This is a genomic window from Palleronia salina (assembly GCF_900141995.1).
In the GTDB taxonomy this organism is placed as follows: domain Bacteria; phylum Pseudomonadota; class Alphaproteobacteria; order Rhodobacterales; family Rhodobacteraceae; genus Palleronia; species Palleronia salina.
On sequence record NZ_FQZA01000001.1, the window covers coordinates 160,026 to 180,774 of the forward strand.

Here is a 20,749-nt window from a genome sequence, read left to right on the forward strand (position 1 = left end):
TAGCGGTTGGCATCGGCCTCGGGGGCCACTAGGTCTGGGGCAACGCATCCTGCCGGAGCCAATCGATGTCGCTGAACGCCGTTCGTCCCTGGAAGAACATCTATCGCCGCAAGTCGCGCCAGATCATGGTGGGCAACGTTCCCGTGGGGGGCGACGCGCCGATCTCGGTCCAGACGATGACCAATACCGACTCGGGCGATGCGCGTGCGACGTTGAACCAGGTGCTGGCTTGTGCCGACGCGGGCGCCGACATCGTCCGCGTGTCCTGCCCCGATACCGACGCCACCGCCGCGCTTAAAACGGTCTGCCGCGAAAGCCCCGTGCCGATCGTCGCCGACATCCACTTCCACTACAAACGCGCGATCGAGGCGGCCGAGGCCGGCGCCGGCTGCCTGCGGATCAACCCGGGCAATATCGGTGACGAGAAGCGGGTGAAGGAAGTGATCCGCGCCGCGAAGGACCATGGCTGTTCCATCCGCATCGGCGTGAACGCCGGCAGTCTCGAGCGCGATCTGCTGGAAAAATACGGTGAGCCGTGCCCCGACGCGATGGTGGAGTCGGGGCTCGATCACATCAAGATCCTGCAGGACAACGATTTCCACGAGTTCAAGATCAGCGTGAAGGCCAGCGACGTGTTCCTGTCGGCCGCCGCCTACCAAGGCATCGCCGAAGCCACGGATGCGCCGATTCACCTGGGCATCACCGAGGCGGGTAGCCTGAACGCGGGCACGGTGAAATCGGCCATCGGGCTGGGCAACCTGCTTTGGATGGGCATCGGCGACACGCTGCGCGTGTCGCTCAGCGCCGATCCGGTGGAAGAGGTGCGCGTGGGCTACGAGATCCTGAAGGCGCTGGGGCTGCGGCACCGGGGCGTGAACATCATCTCGTGCCCCAGTTGCGCGCGGCAGGGCTTCGACGTCATCAAGACGGTCGAGATCCTGGAAGAGCGGCTGGCGCACATCAAGACGCCCATGTCGCTCAGCATCATCGGTTGCGTGGTCAACGGACCGGGCGAGGCACTGATGACTGACGTGGGGTTCACCGGCGGCGGGGCGGGGTCCGGCATGGTCTACCTGGCCGGCAAGCAGAGCCACAAGATGTCGAACGACCAGATGATCGATCATATCGTGGAGCAGGTCGAGGAACGCGCCCAGCAGATCGAGTCCGAGGCGACGTCCGAAGCGGCGGAGTAACCGCGCCCCTCAACGCAATGATTTTCCAGGAGAATCCGGGCGAATTTCGGGTCGAAATTCGCGGCCGCGTCAGCTTTCGCGCTCGGCTGCGAGCTCGTCGATATCCTTGAACTTGATCGACTCGCCGCACCCGCAGGCGTCGGCCACGTTGGGATTGCGGAACTTGAAGCCCGATTCCAGCAGGCTGATCTCGTAATCTATCTCGGTGCCGAACAGGAACATCTGCGCCATGGGCGCGATCATCACCCGCGCGTCGCCCTGCTCGACCACCTCGTCATGGGTGTCGATCTCGGTCACGTAGTCCATGGTGTATTCCATGCCCGCGCAGCCGCCCTTCTTGACCCCGATGCGCAGGCCCTGGTGGCCGTCGCGGGACATGAGCTTGGAGATCTGGCGTTCGGCGGCCGGGGTGATCGTGACGGCCTGCTTGCCGGGAATGGCGAACATGGTGCGCTCCTGTTGACTTGTCCCAAAGGTAAGCGTGCAGCGGGGACGGCTCAAGGGGGCGAAACGGCGCGCCGTTCGAGTATTTTCGGACCAGTGATGCCAGGGACGCGCCCTAACGGGCCGGATTGCCCTTGACCGTGGCGCCCGCCGGGACATCGCGGGTGACCACCGCGCCCGCGCCGATGATGGCGCCATCGCCCACGGTGACCCCCGGCAGGACGATGGCCCCGCCGCCGATCCACACGTCTTCGCCGATGGTGATGGGCGCGCCGTTTTCCAGCATCTGGCCCCGTGTCTCGGACTCGCGCGGATGGTCGGCCGTCAGCAGCTGCACGTAAGGCCCGATGGCGGCGCGGTGGCCGATGCGGATCTCGCAGACATCCAGGAAACAGCAGCCGAAATTGGCGAAGACCTGGTCGCCCAGGTGGATGTTAAAGCCGTAATCCACGTAGAAGGGCGCCCGGAGCGCCGGCGCGGCGCCGTGACTGCCCAGAAGCGCCGCGAGGATCGGGCCGCGGGCGTCCTCGCCCACGATGGTCTGGTTGTAGGCGCGCATGAGGCCCTGGGCCCGGGTGCGGGCGGCCGCAAGCTCGGGGTCGCCCGGGTGATAGAGCTGACCCGACACCATTTTCTCGCGCTCGCTGACCATGGGGGCCCCCCTTGATGCGGATAAAATTCGGGCGGCCCCAAGGGACCGCCCGCCTGTCGTCATGAAAAGGTATGACGGGTCTCAGAGCCCGTAGCAATTGGCGTAATAGGTCACCGTGGCGGGCCAGTCCGAGAACACGCCTTCGACGCCCACGTCCTGCGCCAGCACGTGGAGCAGGGTGAGGTAATCCTCGTCCCCGTCGATCAGGTCGCTCACCGACTGGAAATACCAGCCGCCGCCGCCCGCCAGCGGGCCGGAGCGTTCGAGGGTCCAGGTGATGATGCCCAGGTCGGCGGCCTTGGCCTCGATGGCGAGGGTCGAGGGAACGATCTCGCCGTCTTGCGCCGTCACCAGCATCCAGAGCGGCGGGGCGATGTAGTTCACGCCCATCTCTTTCAGCTCGGCCATGGAGTTGGGCCAGGTCGAGGCGTCCATGGGGTCGTAGCCCTCGGTGTCGTACTCATCCATCAGGTAGACGGCCTGCGCGCCGAACTCGGGCTCGGCCTCGATCCAGTAGAGCACGTCGTCGAGGTTGAAGCTTTGCGGCCAGACGCGCGAGGGGTCGATGCCGGCGGCCTTGTACTCGTCGATCAGCTTCTGGGCGTAGTCCTCCTGGCTGAAACCGTCGAACGGCATCTCGACCGACGGGCTTTTCAGCTCGGGCGTGAAGTCGGCGCCGAGCGAATCGAACAGCTCGATCGACTCGGCATGCGTCATCAGCATGGCGCCGGGCACGTAGAGGTCGGTGCGGAAATCGGCGGTGCCGCCCAGGTAGCCCTCGGGGGTGGTGGCCGAGGCGTCGGCGGCGTCCATCTTGGGCGACAGGGTGCGGAACTCGGCCAGGGTCAGATCCGAGGTGCGGCATTCGGCGGCGGCGTCGCTGTCGCCCTCGGCGGGCGTGAAGGGCATGGTGCACTTTTCGCCCAGGTCGGTCGCCACGATGTCGGTGGTGGTGTGCAGGTCGTTCTGCGCGTGGCGGCAGACCAGTTCCTTGTCGGCGGTGAAGGTCACGTCGCATTCGAGGATGCCCGCGCCCATCTGCGCGGCGGCGACGTTCGATTCGACCGTGTGCTCGGGGAACATGAGCGGTGCGCCGCGGTGGCCGACCGAGAATTTCGTGGCCTGCGGCGTCTGGCCCTTGCAGGACATGAGCTTGGTCTTCAGTTCGCCCTCGGGCAGCTTGTCGACCAGGAACGCGGGCCGGGTGCCATAGGTCAGCGCGGGGCCCGACATATGGGATTCGGCGAAGGCGGGCAGGGACAGGGCGCCCAGAAGCAGGGCGGGAAGGATCGGTTTCGTCATCGTCGGGACCTTTCAAATGGCAACATCACCGCGAAGATGATGTCGCGTCTGAAACGCCATGACGACAGTAGGATCACAGGGGCGTGACAATGCGCGCCCCTTCGCCGATCACATGAAGCCGAGCTCGAGTCGGGCCTCGTCGGACATCATGTCCATGCCCCAAGGCGGCTCCCACGTGAGGGCCACGTCGACCTGCTTGACCCCCGGCAGCGGCTCGATCGCGTCGGCGACCCAGCCGGGCATTTCGCCCGCCACGGGGCAGCCGGGCGCGGTCAGGGTCATGATGACGTTGACCTCGTTCGCCTCGTTGATCTCGATCGTGTAGACGAGGCCCAGGTCATAGATATTCACCGGGATTTCCGGGTCATAGACGCTGCGGCAGGCCTCGACCACCTGTTCGTGCAACGGGTGCTCGGTCGAAGACGGCTTGATGAGCGGTGCGCCTTCCATCTGCGGGCTGTCGGGCTGGTCGTCCATGGGGCGATCCTTCGTTGAATTCCGACAATGGACATAAGGATTGCACCGCGCGCCGTCCAGACCCGTCAGGCGGCCGCGTCGTCCATGCCCACGCTTGGAAGCACCGGCTTGCCGGTCTCGTCCTCGAGACGCCGGGCGGCTTTCAGCATGGCCTCGCGCAGGTCGCATTCGGTCGCCCAGGCTTCACCTTGGTCGGGAATCGGCGCCTCGAAGCGGACCTGCTGGCCGAAGGCGTCCTGGCCCAGCACGATCACCTTGACGCGGTCCTTTGGTTCGACCCGGTCGTCCTCCTCGCAGAGGGCGATGAACTCGTCACGCAGGGCATCGACATCGGCCTCCTGCGCGAAGGTCAGCACCGAGAAGCGGATCGAGGCCCCGTCCTCCATCGATAGGTTCTCGAACTCCTTCGACACGAAATAGCTGACCGGCACGACCTTGCGCTGGCCGTTCCAAGTCTTCAGCTGGACGAAGGTGAAATGGATGCGCTCGACGTTGCAGAAGGTGCCGTCGAAGATCAGCTGGTCGCCGATCCGGGCCGAGCGGTTCAGCGCGATCTGCAAGGACGCCAGGATATTGCCCAGCACCGTCCGTGCCGCGAAGCCCAGGATCAGTGTCAGCGCGCCGGCCGAGGCCAGCAGCGAGAAGCCCAGGGACCGGAACAGGTTGGCTGACGACATGACGACGCCGGCCGCGATCATCAGCCCGATCACGATGAGAGCCCGCCTGCCCGCCGTCATCACGGTCGCCAGGTTGCGGATCGTGGAATTGTCGGGGTCGGCCAGCTTCTCGCTGTCGAAGGTCACGATGCGGTCCAGAACCGTGTCGATGACCTCCAGCGCGAACAGCAGAACGGCGGTCGTGTAGCCGATAACGGTCAAGGGGGTCAGGATGGCGCCGGCCATTCCCGAGACGGTGAAGACGCGCATGGCGGCGATCAGCAGGACCGTGGTCACCACGAATATGATCAGCGGCCAGCGCAAGGCGCGCAGGGTGATCCGGCTCCAGTACGAGTTGGCAAAGCGGTCGAGCTCGTGAAACCCGCGATAGGCCAGCAGTCCCGACACGAGGGTGATCGCCACGATCACCGGGATTCCGATCAGCTCCCACCGCTCGGGGCCAAGGAAGGTCTCGCGCTTCAGGACGTCGGGCATGACGTTCTCGAGCCACGAGGGCCCGTATTGCGCGTAGAGATCCGGGATCTGGTCGACGGTGCGCCGGGAAAAGATCCAGATCGGTTCGGCATCGCCCACCCGCACCCGCGAGAGCCGAACCGCCGCCTCGCGCGGGCCGTCGTCGAGCACACCGAGAAGGATCGACCGCCGCGGCTCGCCCGACATGGTGGCCGAGCTGGCCTGCTGCGCGTTGAGCGCGTCCGGCCGCTCGAGCAGCAGGCGCCACGAGATCAGCGCCTGACGGTCCAGCACGAAGGCCAGCTGCCGCGCGAGCCGGGGGCCCAGAACGGGCTGGTTCACCGCGTCCAGCCCGTTCATGTTCAGCACGTGGGCCACCGCGGGATCGCCCACGTCGATGAGGTCGAGAAACGTCTCGATCGCCCCCTGCGGCGTGGAAAGTTCCAGGTAATCGGGTCTGTTCTCAAGCCCGGTATTCAGCGATTCCAGCTGGAAATACGTGCCGACGGGGCCCTCGCCATCCTGCGCGGACGCGGGCCAGGCCGCAGCGATGACGATCGCGCAGACCAGCGCGACGGCGGTGGTGATCCGTCTCCCCATGATACGCAAAGCGCCTTGGCGTCCGTCAGGTTCCCGCCGTGCCGGCGCTTTTGCGGCTGCGGCGGACCGGGACGGGCCGCGCGCGGCGCTCGACCATGTCGTAAAGCGCGCCGGCGATGTCCTTGCCGCTGGCGCCCTCGATCCCTTCAAGGCCGGGGGAGGAATTGACCTCCAGCACCTTGGGCCCGTCGCTGGCGCGCAGGAGATCCACGCCCGCCAGCCCGAGGCCGAAGGCGCGCGCGGCCCGTTGCGCGGTGTCGCGCTCGGCCCGGGTGATCTTCACCGCCTTCGCCGCGCCGCCCAGGTGGAGGTTGGACCGGAAATCGCCCGCGACGCCAGTGCGCTTGATCGACGCGACCACGCGGCCGTCCAGCACCAGGCAGCGGATATCCTCGCCCGCGGCTTCCTTGACGAAGCTTTGCACCAGGAAATTCGCCCGCAGCCCGCGGAAGGCGGTGATGACGGATTCGGCGGCCTTCTTGGTCTCGGCCAGCACCACGCCCTTGCCCTGGGTCGATTCCAGCAGCTTCACGATCATCGGCGCGCCGCCCGCCAGCGCCATCAGGCTGCCGGTGTCCTTGGGCGAGGCGGCGAAGGCGGTGGCGGGCATGCCGATCTTCTGGCGCGCCAGCACCTGGTGCGCGTGCAGCTTGTCGCGGCTCGCGGTGATGCCCGCGCTGCCGTTGATGCACCAGGTTCCTATGGTCTCGAACTGGCGGATAATGGCGGTGCCATAGGGCGTGATCGACGCGCCGATGCGGGGGATCACCGCGTCGTAGCGGGGCAGGCGCTTGCCGTCGTAATGGACCTCGGGCGCCATGGCGTTCAGCGCAATGTAGCAGCGCAGGGTGTCGATCACCTCGACCGTGTGGCCGCGCCGCTCGCCCTCTTCGACCAGCCGTCGTGTGGAATAGTTGTTCTCGCGGCTGAGAACCGCGATGCGCAGCGCGCGGTCGGGCGCCACCTCGCGCACCTTGGCCGAGGAATAGACATCATAGCTCAGCGTGGGCTGGCAGAACGACTCGTTCGGGGTGACGATGACGTCGTCGTTGAAGGCCTGACGGCCCAGCAGCATGCGGTATTGCATGGAGCTGCGGTCGGTCAGTGTCATGTCGACTGGCCATTCGCGGTCGGCCACGCGCATCTTGGTGGTGATGACGAAGCGCAGCTCGGTCTCGCCGTTCGAGCTGGTGACCTCGCGCCGGTCGGTCACCGGGGCCGAGCACGCGATGGCGAGCTCCGGCCGGCTGGGAATCGGGTGCATCAGGAATCGCACCTTGGGCTGCGCGGCGGTGCCGAAGGGCTCGATATCGCTGGCGTGCAGCGCGCTGGTCTTGGCGCCCGTGTCGACCTTGGCCTTCAGCGCGGGCAGGCCCAGCTGCGGCAGGCTCACCCATTCTTCCCAACCCAGTCTCAGCGGTTCAGACATATGCGCCTCCTGCTTCTGCGGCGCCTCTGTCGCACAGCCGCCGCCACAGGGAAAGGTCTGGCGGGCCGCGCCGCGCTCTGGTCATATGCCATGGTTAACGAGACGCAAAAGGCGTTCTGGGGCGGTGACGTGGGCGCGCGCTGGGTCGAGATGGCGCCGTTCCTCGACGCGACCTTCACGCCCGTCACCCACGCCGTGGCCGACGCGCTGGGGGATCTGTCGGGGGCGGTGGTGCTGGACGTGGGCTGCGGGGCCGGCGCGCTCAGCCGGGTGCTGGCCGCGCGCGCCGGGCAGGTGCACGGGATCGACATCTCGCTCGCGTTCCTCGCCGCCGCCCGGGCGAGGGCGCCCGGAAATGCCGACTATTCCCTCGCCGATGCCGAGACCGACGATCTGCCCGGTGCGCCGGTCGATGCCATCGCGTCGCAGTTCGGCATGATGTTCTTCACCGACACCACCGCCGCGCTCGCCAATCTCCGGCGCGCGGCGCGGCCCGGTGCGCGGCTGGCCTTCGCCACCTGGGCCGCGTCCGAGGTGAACCCGTGGTTCTCGGTCCCGCGCGCGCTGGCCGTGGCCGCCACGGGGCCGCTCGACAGCGATCCCGACGCGCCCGGGCCCATGCGGCTGCGGGACGTGGATGGCACCGTGGCGCTGATGCGGGCGGCCGGCTGGCAGGAGGCCCGGGGCAGGGCGCTCGACATCGCCCTGCCGCAGCCGGGCACGCTGGAACAGGTCGCCTACAACGCCACCCGGGTCGGCGGCGCCAGCTCGGTGCTGGGACATTACCAGGCCGACAAGCCCACCCGCGCCGCCGTGACCGGGCGGATCGCGCAGGCCTTCGCGCCCTAAGCCGCGGACGGCGCGGTTCACGTTCCGGCGCGGATCAACCTGTTCACCGCCGTGGCCTGACGCGCCGATGGCGGCATCACTGGTCTTCAAATACTCATCCGCCGCCCGCCACCCACGCCACGATCCGCCTTTCACGCGCCCGCGTTTCGGCCTAGACCGCCGGCCATGACCCGCTTTTCCTTCGACCTGCACGCCACCGACGGCGCCGCCCGCACCGGCACCATCCATACCCCCCGCGGCGAGATCCGCACGCCCGCCTTCATGCCCGTGGGCACGGCGGCGACGGTCAAGGCGATGCTGCCCGAAAGCGTGCGCGCCACCGGGGCCGACATCCTGCTGGGCAACACCTACCACCTGATGCTGCGCCCCACGGCCGAGCGGATCGACCGGCTGGGCGGGCTGCACGGGTTCATGAACTGGGACCGGCCGATCCTGACCGACAGCGGCGGCTTCCAGGTGATGAGCCTGGCCGACCTGCGCAAGCTGACCGAGCGGGGGGTGACCTTCAAATCCCATATCGACGGCTCGCGCCACGAGATCACGCCCGAGCGCAGCATGGAGATCCAGCGCCTGCTGGGCAGCGACATCGTCATGTGTTTCGACGAATGCCCCGCGCTGCCCGCGGACCGCGACCGCATCGCCAGCTCCATGCGCCTGTCCATGCGGTGGGCCGCGCGGTCGAAGGATGCCTTCGGCGACCGGCCGGGCCACGCGCTGTTCGGCATCCAGCAGGGCGGGCTCGAGCCCGATCTGCGCGAGGAGAGCGCGAAGGCCCTGGTCGATATCGGCTTCGACGGCTACGCCGTGGGTGGCCTGGCCGTGGGCGAGGGGCAGGAGGCCATGTTCGGCGTGCTGGACTACGCCCCCGCGCAGCTGCCGGCGGACAAGCCGCGCTACCTGATGGGGGTGGGCAAGCCCGACGACATCGTGGGCGCCGTCAAGCGCGGCATCGACATGATGGATTGCGTGCTGCCATCCCGCTCGGGGCGGACCGGGCAGGCCTTCACCCGGCGCGGCGTGGTCAACATCAAGAACGCCCGGCACGCCGACGACCCCCGCCCGCTGGACGAAAGCTGCTCCTGCCCGGCCTGCACCGGCTATTCCCGCGCCTACCTGCACCATGTGTTTCGCGCCGGCGAGATGATCTCGGGCATGCTGCTGACATGGCACAACCTGCATTACTTCCAGGAGATCATGCAGGGCATGCGCGACGCCATCGCCGCCGGCCGCTTCGCCGCGTGGGAGGCCGATTTCCACGCGACCCGCGCCGAGGGGGATATCGCGCCGCTATGAAAGCCGTCGTCGCCGCGCTGCTGATCGTTCTTGCCGCACCGGCGGCCGACGCCACGTCGCTGTGCGAGGCCCCGGACGACGCGCTGGCAGACCTCCTGGCCGGCACCTGGACGGGTGAGCCGCGCCAGGCCATCGTCAGCCTGGACACCGCTCGGATTCGCGCGCCGGGAGAGATCCGGGTGCGCTTGGCCGCCGGTGACCCGGGCCTTGCGATGACCACGGGTTTTCTCGACAACCTCGGCATCGCGCCGCTGGACCTGCGACGCGCCCGGCCCTTGCCCTACAATGTCGACCGGGTGGACGACGTGCTCGACACGACCGAGAACGCCGTGCTTGCGGATCTCCTGTCCGATACGCCCTGCGGCCCCGAAAGCCTGCCGCAGTTCAGCGGCACCGTCGGCATTGAGGGCGGCACCCGGGTCGAGGGGACGATCACGATCGTCGCCTACTTCACCGACCGGCTGCTGGGGATCACCGAACTGACGCTCCAGAACGAGGGCGCGACCCTCTACCTGACCGAAACCGTCCTGCTGCGCCCCGCCGAACCGGCCCCGGGCGACGGGTGAGGCAAAGGGGCCCTTGCGACCGCTGCGCGCAGGCGTCACAGTCAGCGTCATCACGGGTCTCACCCTGGTTGAAGCGTCCCCACGCCGCCCCCAGATAACGGAAGACCGGGGAACGACAGCATCGCCGCCCAAGCGGGATCGTTCGTTCCTGCCAAGAAGGATACAAAGATGACCGAGCATTCCTACCCAGTCCTGCCGCTGCGCGACATCGTGGTCTTCCCCCACATGATCGTGCCGCTCTTCGTGGGCCGCGAGAAATCCGTGCGCGCCCTGGAAGAGGTGATGGCCGACGACAAGCAGATCCTGCTGGCCAGCCAGATCGACGCCGCCCAGGACGAACCCGACGAGAACGGGATCTACCGCGTGGGCGTCCTGGCCAACGTGCTGCAATTGCTGAAGCTGCCCGACGGCACCGTGAAGGTGCTGGTCGAGGGCCGCGGCCGCGTGAAGATCGACGCCTACGTGCCGAACGAGCGTTTCTTCGAGGCGACGGCCACCCCGCTGACCGAGACCCCGGGCGAGCCCGAGACCGTTGGCGCGCTGACCAAGTCGGTCGGCGAAGAGTTCGAGCGCTATTCGAAGGTCAAGAAGAACATCCCCGAAGAGGCCCTGTCGGCCGTGTCCGAGACGCGCGAGGCCGCCAAGCTGGCTGACCTCGTGGCCGGTCACCTGGGCGTCGAGGTGGAACAGAAGCAGGGGCTTCTGGAAACGCTCGACGTGGGCGAACGGCTGGAGAAGGTCTATGGCATGATGCAGGGCGAGATGTCCGTCCTGCAGGTCGAGAAGAAGATCAAGACCCGCGTCAAGTCGCAGATGGAGCGCACCCAGCGTGAATATTACCTGAATGAGCAGATGAAGGCCATTCAGAAGGAGCTGGGCGACGGCGAGGACGGTGCCGGCGAGGTGGCCGAGCTGGAGCAGAAGGTCGCCGAGACCAAGTTCAGCAAGGAAGCCCGCGAGAAGGCCGAGGCCGAGCTGAAGAAGCTGAAGAACATGTCGCCCATGTCGGCCGAGGCCACGGTGGTGCGCAACTACCTCGACTGGATGCTGTCGATCCCGTGGGGCACCAAGTCCCGCGTGAAGAAGGACTTGGGCCGCGCGCAGAAGGTCCTCGACGACGATCACTACAGCCTCGAGAAGGTGAAGGAGCGGATCGTCGAGTACCTCGCCGTGCAGCAGCGCTCGAAGAAGCTGAAGGGGCCGATCATGTGCCTCGTCGGCCCTCCGGGCGTGGGCAAGACGTCGCTGGGCAAATCGGTCGCCAAGGCCACGGGACGCGAATTCATCCGCATCTCGCTGGGCGGCGTGCGTGACGAATCCGAGATCCGCGGCCACCGCCGGACCTATATCGGCTCGATGCCCGGCAAGATCATCCAGGCGCTGAAGAAGGCCAAGACCACGAACCCGCTCATCCTGCTCGACGAGATCGACAAGATGGGACAGGACTTCCGTGGCGACCCGGCCTCTGCGATGCTCGAGGTGCTGGACCCTGAACAGAACGGCACCTTCGTCGACCACTATCTCGAGGTCGAATACGACCTGTCCAACGTGATGTTCCTGACCACGGCGAACTCCTACAACATGCCGGGGCCGCTTCTGGACCGTATGGAGATCATCCCGCTGGCGGGCTACACCGAGGACGAGAAGGCCGAGATCGCGCGCCGTCACCTTCTGGGCAAGCAGGTCAAGAACCACGGCCTGAAAAAGGGCGAGTTCGAGGTCACCGACGAGGCGCTGACCGCCATCATCCGCACCTATACCCGCGAGGCGGGCGTGCGGAACCTGGAGCGTGAGCTGGCCAAGCTTGCCCGCAAGGCGACCACGATGATCGTCAAGAAAGAAGCCGAGAAGGTCACCGTGACCGAGGACAACCTGGCCGATTTCCTGGGCGTGCCCAAGCATCGCTATGGCCTGGCCGAGGAAGAGGACCAGATCGGCGTGGTCACCGGGCTGGCCTATACCAGCGTCGGCGGCGAGCTTCTGTCGATCGAGGCGCTGCGCCTGCCGGGCAAGGGCCGGATGAAGACCACCGGCAAGCTGGGCGACGTGATGAAAGAGTCCATCGACGCGGCCAGCAGCTATGTCCGGTCGATCAGCCCGCAGATCGGGGTGAAGCCGCCGAAATTCGACACGCTGGACATCCACGTCCACGTGCCCGACGGCGCGACGCCCAAGGACGGCCCCTCGGCCGGCCTGGCCATGGTGACGGCCATCGTGTCGGTGCTGACCCAGATCCCGGTGCGCAAGGACATCGCCATGACCGGCGAAGTCACGCTGCGCGGCAATGCCTCGGCCATCGGCGGGCTGAAGGAGAAACTGCTCGCGGCCCTGCGCGGTGGCATCAAGACGGTGCTGATCCCGCAGGAGAACGAGAAGGACCTGGCCGACATTCCGGACAACGTGAAGGAAGGGCTGACCATCATCCCCGTCCGCCACGTCTCCGAGGTGCTGGAGCACGCCCTGACCGCGAAACCCGAAGCGGTGGAATGGGGCGAGGCCGACCAGGAAGCGGCGGATGCCCAGGCGCGCCTGGCGCCCGGTGCGGACCCGGCCGCGACGCCCACCGCGCACTGACGGAACCGGCAAACTGACCACCAAACGGGCGCCTTCGGGCGCCCGTTCTCGTCTCAGGGTGGAATGTGAGGGTCCGGGCCGCTCGGCCGATGACAGGCGCATCGACAGCGGCTAACCTGCGCGCAAACCAGACAGGGATGACAGGATACCATGGCACGACCGACGAAAGGGGCCACCGGCGGCAAGTCCGCCGCGCCAAAGCCCGGCACACCGCCCAAACCGGAACTGGCCAGCGTGCCCGAGGCCCCGCCGCCGTCGCTGGTTAAGCCCGCGCAGAAGGTCGCCGACGGTCCCGAGATCAAGAAGAAGGACCTGCTCGAACGTGTCGCTGCGCAGGCGGGCGTGAAGAAGCCCGAGGCCAAGCCGATCGTCGAGGCCATGCTGGCCGTCATGGGTCAGGCGCTGAGCGACGGCGAACAGCTGAACCTGCAACCCTTCGGAAAGGTGAAGGTGCAGAAGAAAAAGGACCTTCCGAACGGCCAGGCGCTGACCCTGAAACTGCGCCGCTCGTCGCAGTCATTGGACGAAACGGAAGCCCTTGCAGACCCCGACGCGGGCGGCTAGAAGGCGGCCCAACGGGTGATTAGCTCAGTGGTAGAGCGCTTCGTTCACATCGAAGATGTCAGCAGTTCGAATCTGTTATCACCCACCATTTCCCCCTTTTTCCGGAACATATGTTGATCTGGCCCGCCCAGCGACCCACTGACCATGACCCTGCCTGACCGGGTCGAGGTGGCCGTGGTCGGCGGCGGGCCGGCCGGCGCGCAGTGCGTGCTGTGGCTGACCAAGCTGGGCATAGATTGCCTGCTGCTCGAACCCGGGACCCTGGGCGGTTTGCAGGCGCGCTCGCCCTTCACCAACTCGTGGCTCGCGGTCGTCCAGGCGACCACCGCCGCGCGGTCGGTGGCGCGCAACATCGAAGACAACCTGTCGGCCCAGGGCTGTCGCGTGGTCGGCTCGCGTTGCACTGCCGTGTCGGCGTCACCGGACGGTTTCGCACTGACGCTCGCCGAGGGCGGCACGCTTTCGGCGGGAACAGTCGTCCTGGCCACCGGCACGCGCGAGCGGACCGGCGGGCTCGAGTCGCTGCGGGGGGTCGAGATCGGATTGGTCGGCACCGCGGCGCTGGACGATATCGGCGGGCGGGACGTGGTGATCCTGGGCGGCGGCGACGCGGCCTGCGAGGCGCACGCGATCCTGTCGGCGCGCGATCCCGCCTCGCTGCACCTTTTCGCCCGGACACGGCGCGCGCGTGACGACTTGTGGGACGCGATCCCGGCGGCGCACAGGCACACGGGCGCCTACACGGTCGAGGATGGCGCGGTGCACTGGTCCGGCGGCGCGCATCGCTTCGACCGCGCGCTGGTCTGCTACGGCTGGGCGCCCGCCGTGCCCACGTTGCCCGGCACGATCGAAACCGATGCGGCGGGTCACCTGGTGGTCGATGCGGTGTGCCGGACCAATCTTCCCGGGCTTTACGCCGTGGGCGACGTGAACGGTCGCGGCTATCCTTGCGTGGCGACCGCGCTGGCCGATGGCGTCATCGTGGCCAAGGACATCGAAAGACGACGCGGCGGGACGACATGAACATCGCGAACCAGGTCCAGATCATCTTCATTCCCGTCTGGGTGCGCGTCCTGATCGGGCTGCTGGTGGCGGGCACGCTGGGCGTGGCGATGCTGCTGTTCTGGGGCGCGCTGGTCGAGGATACCAGCCCCGACTGGGTCGAGGCGGGCGCCTACGTGCTGGGCATCGTCTTTCCGCTGCTGCTGGTCTGCATCATCGCGCTGGGGGCGTCCTTCGGTGAACGCTCGATCCGCCGCCGGACCGAGCGGGTGCTGACCCGCACGATCCCCTACCAGTTGCAGTTTCTGCCCGAGGAGGACCGCCAGTGGCGCGCTTTCCCGTCGCGCCGGTGGTCGCCGCGCACCGATCCCGACGCGCTGGCCAAGGTCGAGCTGCATCACAGCCGGGGCCGCTGCCACGCCGACTACCGGATCAGCCTGCCGGGCGAGGCGGGCGGCCATATCCGCCTGCGGGTCGAGCTGAACGTGAAGCGCGCCAACGTGAACATCGCTTTCCGTCACGACCACCTGGCGCGCATGGCCGAGGCCGACGGCACGCCGCTGGACCCGGCCGGCATCCTGCGCAGCCATTTCCAGCACACGCTGGAGGTCGAGCAGATCCAGGCGCGCGACGCGGGCGCGCAGGGCCCCGAGGGACGCACCGGCATCGCCTATGCCTTCAATCCCGAGCCCTTGATCCGCGTGGTCGATGGACGCACCTACGTGGTGCTGGTGGCCTCCACCCGGCTGGCCGAGGACACGGTCTGGAATCCCTCGGAAAAGGTCTATTTCGCGCAGGACCTGATGTTCATGATCCGCGCCCTGCTGCAGGAAAGCCCCAAGATGTTCGCCCGGCCCTTCGACAATGCCTAACATTCTCATCACCGGTGGCGCCAAGCGGCTGGGCGCCGACGTGGCCCGGCATTTCGCCGCGCTCGGGTGGACCGTCGTCGTCCACTACCGCAGCTCGGCCACCGAGGCCGAGGCGTTGGCCGAGGAGTTGAACCGGAACCGCAAGGTCTGCGCGCTGGTGCAGGGCGCGCTGGACAGCCAGCGGGCCTGCCACGCGGTCTTCGACGGGGCGCGCGCGGCGTTCGGGCCTGTGGACCTGTTGCTCAACAACGCCTCGAGCTTCGTGAACGACGACATCACCGACCTGACCGACGCGAGCTTCGACACCCATTTCGAGGTCAACCTGCGCGCGCCGGTCTTCCTCGCGCAGGCGATGGACGCGCAGGGCGACAACGCGCACGGGCTGATCGTCAACATGCTCGACAACAAGCTCGACGCGCTCAACCCTGATTTCTTCACCTACACCGTGTCGAAGGCCGCGCTGAAGGCCGCGACCGAGATGCTGGCCCTGCGCTTCGACGGGCGGCCACGGGTCTGCGGCATCGCGCCCAGCATCGTGCTGATCTCGGGCAAGCAGAGCCAAGAGAATTTCGTGAAATCGTCGCGCATCAACCCGTTGAAGCGGCGGGTCAGCCCGGCGGACATCGCCGCGACGGTGGAATATCTGTGGAACGACGGGGCCGCGAACGGGCAGATCGTGACGCTGGACGGCGGGCAGGCCCTGTGGGCGCTGCCGCGCGACGTGGCATTCCTGGTGAAGGAGGGGCAGGCGGGATGACGCGCTTCAAGGTGTTGCTGGAAGAGCTTGAGATCGAGATGTACCTGGGCATCCACCAGTTCGAGAAGGACGCCATGCAGCGGGTCCTCGTCTCGGCCGAGATCGATGTCGAGGTCGCGGCGGCCGATGGTGATCTTTACTTCGACTACGACCGGGTGGCCGACCTGATCCGCGGCTATGCCGGCACGCGGGTTGCCACGCAGGAGGAACTGACGACCCGGATCCATGCCGCCATCGCGGCGATGGAGGGCGTCCGCCACGCCCGTGTCCATTCGAAAAAGCCGGACGTCTATCCCGACTGCAAGGCGGTGGGCCTGGTCTTCGAAGGCTAGGCGAAGGTCACGTGATCGGCGAAGGGCAGGGCGCGGATGCGCTGTCCCGTCGCGGCGAAGATCGCGTTGCCCAGGGCCGGGGCCGCGGGCGGCACGCCGGGCTCGCCGATGCCGCGGATATGGTCCGACGTTTCCAGCGCCCGCGTGGTGATCGGCGGGCACTGGGGCAGCCGCAGCGCGCGGTAGCTGTCGAAATTGTCCTGCTCGGGCACGCCGTCGCGATAGGTCAGCTTGGCGAACATCGCGTGGCCCAGACCCCAGGCCATGCCGCCCTGCATCTGGTTCGCCACGTTGTCGGGGTTCAGCACGCGGCCGATTTCGGACACCGCGTATCCCGCCACCAGCCGCAGGCCGCGCGGGGTGGTGGCGACCTCGACCACCTGTGCAGTGGGCACGCCGAAGGACAGGCAGAAGGCCAGCCCGCGGCCGTGCCCCGCGGGCAGATCGGTGCCCCAGCCCGACAGCTCGGCCACCGCCTCGAGCACGCGGGCCGAGGCCGGATCGCTGCACAGCCGCAGGCGTTCTTCCAGGGGATCGGCCCCGGCGGCATGGGCCAGCTCGTCGAACGCGGATTCGTGGAAGAACGCGTTGGCCGATGCGCCCACCGACCGCCACGAGCTGACGCCGACGGTCTCGGTCGCGCGGTAGCCGGTGACCCGCAGGGCGGGAATCGCGAAGGGCTGGTCCCAGGCACCGGCCACGATGGCGACATCCGGCCCCATGGCCGGATATCCCAGCCGGCCCATCTGCGACGCGGCGGTCGACGGCGCGGCGATGGCGAGGTCCAGCGCACCGATGCCGCCATCGTCGACGGCCCCCCGTGCCCGCGCAACGGCGGCCGGGCGCGGGAAGTCGTGGGTCATGTCCTCTTCGCGGGTCCAGGTGAGCTTGACCGGGCGCCCCTCGGCGTGGGGCGCGATCCGCACCGCCTGGAGGGCGTAGTCGAGCTCGAGCCGCCGCCCGAAGGACCCGCCGCCGGTCAGCACGGTCACCTCCACGTCCTCTGGCGATATCTCGAGCGATTCGGCGGCCTTGTCGCGCAGCATCAACGGCACCTGGGTCGAGGTCCAGATCCGCAGCTTGCCGTTCGCAAGCTGCGCGGTGGCACTCATGGGTTCCAGCGGCGCGTGGGCGAGGTAGGGGACGAAATACTCGGCGTCCCAAGGCTCGGCCGCCGCGGCCAATGCATCATCCACGTCGCCGTCATCGCGCAGCCGGCTGTCGCGGGCGTCGCCGGTGAATGCAGCCGTCAGGCGAGCCTGTGTGTCGCCGCTGTCCTCGCGCGGGCCGGAGGGGGCCGTCCAATCGATCCGCAACAGCTTCGCGGCCTTCATCGCCGGGTAGGTGCCGCTGGCGATGACAGCCACCGAGCCGCCCACCTGCAAGACATCGCTGACACCGCGCACCGCACGGGCCGCGCTGTCGTCGAGATTGCCGATCGTCGCGTCCGGCCAGGGCGGCTGGCGGATCGCGGCATGGACCATCTCCGGCAAGTAGAAGTCGATGCCATAGCGCGCCCGGCCCGTCACCTTGTCCCGCAGCGCGAGACCCGGGAACGACTTGCCCAGCAGCCGCCAATCGTCCGGATCCTTCAGCGCCACCCGGTCGGGCAGATCGGTCTCGGCGACGCGGCCGGCCAGCGCGCCATAGGGCAGGGCGGTGCCGTCGGGCAGGACCACCTGTCCGGCCTCGGTGCGCAGGTCGCCCGCGTCGATCCCGGTCTCGGCCGCGGCGGCGCGCAGCAGCGTGGCGCGGGCCACTGCGCCGGCGGCGCGCATCTTGTCGTAGGCGTCGGGCACGGTGGACGATCCGCCGGTGATCTGCAGTCCGAGCACCTTGGCCGCCGCCGCGCCGATGCCGCGGCCCGCCTGCGCGAGGTAGCTGTCGTCGGTGGCCGCGATGGGCAGTCCTTCGCCCGCCACGACGCCGTTCCAGTAGGCCGGCGAGGGCGGGCCGTGCAGCGTGCGGATGGCGCGCCAGTCCAGGTCCATCTCTTCGGCCAGGAGGGCCGCCAGAACGCTGGTCGCGCCCTGTCCCAGCTCGGCGCGCGGGGTGATGAGCGTGACGCCGGTTGCGTCGAGCAGCACGTAGGGGGTGATCGGCACCTCGCCCGGACCGGCGCTGGCCTCGAGCGGGTTTTCCGGGTCGCGGACCACAAGGTAGGTGCCGAAGGCGACGCCACCCGCCAGGGCGGCACTGCCGATGAGGAAACTGCGGCGCGCGATCCGGGCCGCGCGTCCCATCAGTCGTCGCCCTTCAGCGCGTCGCGCAACCCGGCGAAGGGCTTGGTGTCCTCGTCCCGGATCGGCTCGGCCCCCGGCGGCGTCGCGCCGACATCGCCCATCTCGGCCCCCTCGGCGCGCGGGAAGGCGGGGATGGACAGCGCCAGCTCCTCGATCAGGACGCTGTCGAGGTGCAGCGTGTCTGGCAGCGGCTCGAGACTGTCATCCTCGGGCATCTCCTGTTCGGCCGGCAGATCCTGCTGCTGGAAGGCCTCGATGTAGCGGCGGGCGACCGGGCGGTCGATGCGCGTGGTCACCGGCTCGAGCGTGATGCCGCAGGGCTGCACCACGGTCGCGCCCAGCGTTGCCTCGAGCCGCCAGTCGGCGCGCCCCTCGGGATGAAGCGCGCCCGTCAGGCGCAGCTTGCGCAGCGCCGACAGGTCCAGCTCGTCGGCCAGGGCCGCGCGGGTGTCGGCGTCGGGCACCAGTTCGAACGCGTGCGGATGCGTGCGGTCGAGCCGCGCCAGGCGCAGGGAACGTGACGTCACCTTCGCGCCGTCATGGGGTGTTTGGGGCATTCGCGTCTCCATTCTTGAAGTGCGCGGTGGATTTGCGTTACCTGTCACCGGAATAGGCCGAGGCGTCTCGGCAGGACAAGGGGCAGGGACGAGAATGGCAGCAGCACTGCGTCGCGGTATCGCGCTTGGTCTGGTGCTGGCGCTGGCCGCCTGCACGGCCGTCTATCGCAATCATGGATACGTGCCGACCGATCAGGACCTGGCGCAACTGGACGTGGGCGTCTCGACCCAGGAGGACGTGACGCAGACGATCGGGCGGCCCACGAGCATGGGCGTTCTCGACGACAGCGGCTGGTACTACGTGCAGAGCCGGTTTCGCAACTACGGCTGGCGCGCGCCCGAGGAGATCGACCGCGAGGTCGTCGCCGTCAGCTTCAACAGTGGCGGTACCGTCAGCAACATCGAACGCTACGGTCTCGAGGACGGTCGCGTCGTGCGCCTGTCGCGCCGCGTGACCGAGGCCAATGTCCAGGGCGTGGGCTTCCTGCGTCAGCTGTTCGGCAACTTGGGCAACTTCAACGCCGCCGACTTCTTCGAGTGAGGCGCCGCGCGCCGCCCGTGGGGGCGACGCGCGTGACCCCTCAGCGCGACGGCTCGAAATCCAGCGCCACGCCGTTGATGCAATACCGCAGGCCCGTGGGCTTGGGGCCATCGGGGAAAACGTGGCCCAGATGCGCCTCGCAGCGCGCGCAATGCACCTCGGTCCGGACCATGAAGAACTTGCGGTCTTCCGAGGTCTCGACATTCGCGTCGTCGGCGGGCTTGTAGAAGGACGGCCAGCCCGTCCCGCTTTCGAACTTGTGGTCCTGGTCGAACACGGGCAGCCCGCAGCACACGCAGTTATAGGTGCCGGGCCCGTCCGGGAAATCCTCGTGGGTGCCTGCGCGTTCGGTGCCGTGCTTGCGGGTGACCTTGTAGGCCTCGGGCGTCAGCTGCTCGCGCCATTCGGCGTCGGTCTTCTCGATCTTCTCCATGACGGTCCTTCGGTGTCTCCTGTCGGGGCCGCGCGCGCCGGTGGCCGGGCGGCCGATGGTTGCAATCCTTGGCCAATAGATAGACACGTCACCTGACCATCCAAGGGGTGAGGGGCGCCGCGGCTCGCCATGATCGACCTTCAGACAGGGCGTTTGCGCCTGCGATCGGGGCGCGCGCCGGGCGATCTGGACCGGGCGATGGCGCTGCGTGCGCGGATTTTCCCCGTGGACCGGGATGGCCCCGACGCGGTGGACGCCCGCGCCACCCACGCCACCATCGAGGACAGCGTCAGCGGCGCGCCCGTGGCCGCCTTCCGCGCGCTCAGCCTGCGGGGGCCCGAGCTTGCGGATGCCAGCTACGCCGGCCAGTTCTACGACCTGTCGAAACTGTCGGCCTTCTCGGCCCCGCTGATCGAGCTGGGCCGGTTCTGCATCGCGCCGGGCGGTGGCGACCCCGATATCCTGCGGCTGGCCTGGGCGGGGATCACCCGGCTGGTGGACCGTGATGACGCTGGGCTTCTGTTCGGGTGCACCAGCTTCGCGGGCTGCGACCCGGCGCCTCACGCCGCGGCGCTGTCGCTGCTGGGCGCGCGATATCGCGGCCCCGACCGGTGGCGCCCCACGCCCGGCCGCGGCCCGGTGGTCCGGTTCGACGACCTGGCGCCGGCCATCGATCCGCGCGCGGCGCTGCAGGCCATGCCGACGCTCATGCGGTCCTATCTGGGGATGGGCGGCTGGGTGTCCGACCACGCCGTGATCGATCCCGGGATGGGCACGCTGCATGTCTTCACCGGGGTCGAGACCGCGCGGATTCCGCCCGCGCGGGCGCGCCGTCTTCGGTCGCTGGCGGCGACAGGCTGACGGGTCGCGCCGGTTGCGCCGTCGGGCCGAAGTCTTTGCAGACCAGTGATGGGGCGGGGCCGTCCGGCCCGCAGCCGC

At 68.3% G+C, this 20,749-nt stretch carries 21 protein-coding genes and 1 tRNA gene; 13 read left to right on the forward strand and 9 right to left on the reverse strand.

Features of this window, described 5'->3' with window-relative positions:
• Positions 1–65: 65 nt before the first annotated feature.
• Positions 66–1,193 (forward strand): flavodoxin-dependent (E)-4-hydroxy-3-methylbut-2-enyl-diphosphate synthase, encoded by a 1,128-nt coding sequence (gene ispG, locus BUB76_RS00850; RefSeq protein ID WP_073125665.1) that lies wholly within the window; start codon positions 66–68, stop codon positions 1,191–1,193.
• A gap of 69 nt (positions 1,194–1,262) precedes the next feature.
• On the opposite strand, the gene BUB76_RS00855 is transcribed toward ispG, so the two are convergent.
• The 6 genes from BUB76_RS00855 to rimK all read right to left on the reverse strand — a co-directional run bounded on the left by BUB76_RS00855 (position 1,263) and on the right by rimK (position 7,227).
• Entirely contained in the window at positions 1,263–1,640 is a 378-nt protein-coding gene (locus BUB76_RS00855; protein WP_073125669.1) for a HesB/IscA family protein, read from the reverse strand.
• Between the two features lie 112 nt (positions 1,641–1,752).
• Positions 1,753–2,289 carry a sugar O-acetyltransferase gene (locus tag BUB76_RS00860; protein WP_073125673.1) on the reverse strand — a complete coding sequence of 179 codons (537 nt, stop codon included), beginning with the start codon at positions 2,287–2,289 and terminating at the stop codon, positions 1,753–1,755.
• A gap of 81 nt (positions 2,290–2,370) precedes the next feature.
• Positions 2,371–3,591 carry a glycerophosphodiester phosphodiesterase family protein gene (locus BUB76_RS00865; protein WP_073125676.1) on the reverse strand — a complete coding sequence of 407 codons (1,221 nt, stop codon included), beginning with the start codon at positions 3,589–3,591 and terminating at the stop codon, positions 2,371–2,373.
• A 108-nt stretch (positions 3,592–3,699) separates the two neighbouring features.
• On the reverse strand, positions 3,700–4,068 hold the full coding sequence (locus tag BUB76_RS00870) for an SUF system Fe-S cluster assembly protein (protein WP_073125680.1): 369 nt from the start codon (positions 4,066–4,068) through the stop codon (positions 3,700–3,702).
• Positions 4,069–4,133: 65 nt separating this feature from the next.
• Positions 4,134–5,798: a mechanosensitive ion channel family protein gene (locus tag BUB76_RS00875; RefSeq protein ID WP_073125683.1), complete on the reverse strand. Its 1,665-nt coding sequence runs from the start codon at positions 5,796–5,798 to the stop codon at positions 4,134–4,136.
• Between the two features lie 25 nt (positions 5,799–5,823).
• Positions 5,824–7,227 carry a 30S ribosomal protein S6--L-glutamate ligase gene (gene rimK / locus BUB76_RS00880; RefSeq protein ID WP_073125687.1) on the reverse strand — a complete coding sequence of 468 codons (1,404 nt, stop codon included), beginning with the start codon at positions 7,225–7,227 and terminating at the stop codon, positions 5,824–5,826.
• 90 nt (positions 7,228–7,317) lie between these two features.
• On the opposite strand from rimK, the gene BUB76_RS00885 reads away from it, so the two are divergent.
• The 10 genes from BUB76_RS00885 (at position 7,318) to BUB76_RS00930 (ending at position 16,036) form a co-directional block, all read left to right on the forward strand.
• On the forward strand, positions 7,318–8,076 hold the full coding sequence (locus BUB76_RS00885; protein ID WP_073125690.1) for a class I SAM-dependent methyltransferase: 759 nt from the start codon (positions 7,318–7,320) through the stop codon (positions 8,074–8,076).
• Between the two features lie 165 nt (positions 8,077–8,241).
• Positions 8,242–9,369 (forward strand): tRNA guanosine(34) transglycosylase Tgt, encoded by a 1,128-nt coding sequence (gene tgt, locus BUB76_RS00890; RefSeq protein WP_073125692.1) that lies wholly within the window; start codon positions 8,242–8,244, stop codon positions 9,367–9,369.
• Positions 9,366–9,935: a hypothetical protein gene (locus tag BUB76_RS00895; protein WP_073125695.1), complete on the forward strand. Its 570-nt coding sequence runs from the start codon at positions 9,366–9,368 to the stop codon at positions 9,933–9,935. The genes tgt and BUB76_RS00895 overlap by 4 nt, the downstream gene beginning before the upstream one ends.
• Before the next feature lie 168 nt (positions 9,936–10,103).
• Positions 10,104–12,509 carry an endopeptidase La gene (gene lon / locus BUB76_RS00900; RefSeq protein ID WP_073125698.1) on the forward strand — a complete coding sequence of 802 codons (2,406 nt, stop codon included), beginning with the start codon at positions 10,104–10,106 and terminating at the stop codon, positions 12,507–12,509.
• A 150-nt stretch (positions 12,510–12,659) separates the two neighbouring features.
• Positions 12,660–13,073, forward strand: coding sequence for an HU family DNA-binding protein (locus BUB76_RS18085; protein ID WP_236737824.1), 414 nt, complete (start codon positions 12,660–12,662; stop codon positions 13,071–13,073).
• 13 nt (positions 13,074–13,086) lie between these two features.
• Positions 13,087–13,161: transfer RNA gene (locus tag BUB76_RS00910), tRNA-Val, on the forward strand.
• 56 nt (positions 13,162–13,217) lie between these two features.
• Positions 13,218–14,096, forward strand: a complete 879-nt coding sequence (locus tag BUB76_RS00915; protein WP_073125701.1) for an NAD(P)/FAD-dependent oxidoreductase — start codon at positions 13,218–13,220, stop codon at positions 14,094–14,096.
• Complete coding sequence (locus tag BUB76_RS00920; RefSeq protein WP_073125704.1) at positions 14,093–14,947, forward strand: hypothetical protein; 855 nt, start codon at positions 14,093–14,095, stop codon at positions 14,945–14,947. Before BUB76_RS00915 ends, BUB76_RS00920 begins: the two co-directional genes overlap by 4 nt.
• A complete protein-coding gene (locus BUB76_RS00925) occupies positions 14,940–15,704 on the forward strand; it encodes an SDR family oxidoreductase (protein ID WP_073125707.1) in 765 nt (254 codons plus the stop codon). Before BUB76_RS00920 ends, BUB76_RS00925 begins: the two co-directional genes overlap by 8 nt.
• Positions 15,701–16,036 (forward strand): dihydroneopterin aldolase, encoded by a 336-nt coding sequence (locus BUB76_RS00930; protein ID WP_073125712.1) that lies wholly within the window; start codon positions 15,701–15,703, stop codon positions 16,034–16,036. The genes BUB76_RS00925 and BUB76_RS00930 overlap by 4 nt, the downstream gene beginning before the upstream one ends.
• On the opposite strand, the gene BUB76_RS00935 is transcribed toward BUB76_RS00930, so the two are convergent.
• Both BUB76_RS00935 and BUB76_RS00940 read right to left on the reverse strand, forming a co-directional pair.
• Positions 16,033–18,279: a xanthine dehydrogenase family protein molybdopterin-binding subunit gene (locus tag BUB76_RS00935; protein WP_073125715.1), complete on the reverse strand. Its 2,247-nt coding sequence runs from the start codon at positions 18,277–18,279 to the stop codon at positions 16,033–16,035. The genes BUB76_RS00930 and BUB76_RS00935 overlap by 4 nt on opposite strands.
• Positions 18,279–18,836 carry a YceD family protein gene (locus BUB76_RS00940; RefSeq protein WP_073125718.1) on the reverse strand — a complete coding sequence of 186 codons (558 nt, stop codon included), beginning with the start codon at positions 18,834–18,836 and terminating at the stop codon, positions 18,279–18,281. The genes BUB76_RS00935 and BUB76_RS00940 overlap by 1 nt, the downstream gene beginning before the upstream one ends.
• Before the next feature lie 94 nt (positions 18,837–18,930).
• Between BUB76_RS00940 and BUB76_RS00945 the strand changes: the two genes are divergently transcribed.
• Positions 18,931–19,377, forward strand: coding sequence for an outer membrane protein assembly factor BamE (locus BUB76_RS00945; protein ID WP_073125721.1), 447 nt, complete (start codon positions 18,931–18,933; stop codon positions 19,375–19,377).
• A 40-nt stretch (positions 19,378–19,417) separates the two neighbouring features.
• Here BUB76_RS00945 and msrB read toward each other — a convergent pair whose 3' ends face one another.
• The gene (gene msrB, locus BUB76_RS00950; protein ID WP_073125725.1) at positions 19,418–19,810 is read right to left on the reverse strand and encodes a peptide-methionine (R)-S-oxide reductase MsrB; all 393 of its coding nucleotides are present in this window, start codon (positions 19,808–19,810) and stop codon (positions 19,418–19,420) included.
• Between the two features lie 129 nt (positions 19,811–19,939).
• Here msrB and BUB76_RS00955 point away from each other — a divergent pair, with 129 nt between their 5' ends.
• Positions 19,940–20,671 carry a GNAT family N-acyltransferase gene (locus BUB76_RS00955; RefSeq protein ID WP_073125728.1) on the forward strand — a complete coding sequence of 244 codons (732 nt, stop codon included), beginning with the start codon at positions 19,940–19,942 and terminating at the stop codon, positions 20,669–20,671.
• Positions 20,672–20,749: the final 78 nt, after the last annotated feature.

Excerpts from the sequence above, each read along its gene's own strand:
- BUB76_RS00945 (WP_073125721.1), top strand. The coding sequence starts at position 18,931 with ATGGCAGCAGCACTGCGTCGCGGTATCGCGCTTGGTCTGGTGCTGGCG.
- BUB76_RS00855 (WP_073125669.1), bottom strand. The coding sequence starts at position 1,640 with ATGTTCGCCATTCCCGGCAAGCAGGCCGTCACGATCACCCCGGCCGCC.
- lon (WP_073125698.1), top strand. The coding sequence starts at position 10,104 with ATGACCGAGCATTCCTACCCAGTCCTGCCGCTGCGCGACATCGTGGTC.
- BUB76_RS00925 (WP_073125707.1), top strand. The coding sequence starts at position 14,940 with ATGCCTAACATTCTCATCACCGGTGGCGCCAAGCGGCTGGGCGCCGAC.
- BUB76_RS00915 (WP_073125701.1), top strand. The coding sequence starts at position 13,218 with ATGACCCTGCCTGACCGGGTCGAGGTGGCCGTGGTCGGCGGCGGGCCG.
- BUB76_RS00870 (WP_073125680.1), bottom strand. The coding sequence starts at position 4,068 with ATGGACGACCAGCCCGACAGCCCGCAGATGGAAGGCGCACCGCTCATC.
- BUB76_RS00930 (WP_073125712.1), top strand. The coding sequence starts at position 15,701 with ATGACGCGCTTCAAGGTGTTGCTGGAAGAGCTTGAGATCGAGATGTAC.
- BUB76_RS18085 (WP_236737824.1), top strand. The coding sequence starts at position 12,660 with ATGGCACGACCGACGAAAGGGGCCACCGGCGGCAAGTCCGCCGCGCCA.
- BUB76_RS00920 (WP_073125704.1), top strand. The coding sequence starts at position 14,093 with ATGAACATCGCGAACCAGGTCCAGATCATCTTCATTCCCGTCTGGGTG.
- BUB76_RS00865 (WP_073125676.1), bottom strand. The coding sequence starts at position 3,591 with ATGACGAAACCGATCCTTCCCGCCCTGCTTCTGGGCGCCCTGTCCCTG.
- ispG (WP_073125665.1), top strand. The coding sequence starts at position 66 with ATGTCGCTGAACGCCGTTCGTCCCTGGAAGAACATCTATCGCCGCAAG.
- tgt (WP_073125692.1), top strand. The coding sequence starts at position 8,242 with ATGACCCGCTTTTCCTTCGACCTGCACGCCACCGACGGCGCCGCCCGC.
- BUB76_RS00885 (WP_073125690.1), top strand. The coding sequence starts at position 7,318 with ATGGTTAACGAGACGCAAAAGGCGTTCTGGGGCGGTGACGTGGGCGCG.
- BUB76_RS00940 (WP_073125718.1), bottom strand. The coding sequence starts at position 18,836 with ATGCCCCAAACACCCCATGACGGCGCGAAGGTGACGTCACGTTCCCTG.
- BUB76_RS00875 (WP_073125683.1), bottom strand. The coding sequence starts at position 5,798 with ATGGGGAGACGGATCACCACCGCCGTCGCGCTGGTCTGCGCGATCGTC.
- BUB76_RS00860 (WP_073125673.1), bottom strand. The coding sequence starts at position 2,289 with ATGGTCAGCGAGCGCGAGAAAATGGTGTCGGGTCAGCTCTATCACCCG.
- msrB (WP_073125725.1), bottom strand. The coding sequence starts at position 19,810 with ATGGAGAAGATCGAGAAGACCGACGCCGAATGGCGCGAGCAGCTGACG.
- BUB76_RS00955 (WP_073125728.1), top strand. The coding sequence starts at position 19,940 with ATGATCGACCTTCAGACAGGGCGTTTGCGCCTGCGATCGGGGCGCGCG.
- BUB76_RS00935 (WP_073125715.1), bottom strand. The coding sequence starts at position 18,279 with ATGGGACGCGCGGCCCGGATCGCGCGCCGCAGTTTCCTCATCGGCAGT.
- rimK (WP_073125687.1), bottom strand. The coding sequence starts at position 7,227 with ATGTCTGAACCGCTGAGACTGGGTTGGGAAGAATGGGTGAGCCTGCCG.
- BUB76_RS00895 (WP_073125695.1), top strand. The coding sequence starts at position 9,366 with ATGAAAGCCGTCGTCGCCGCGCTGCTGATCGTTCTTGCCGCACCGGCG.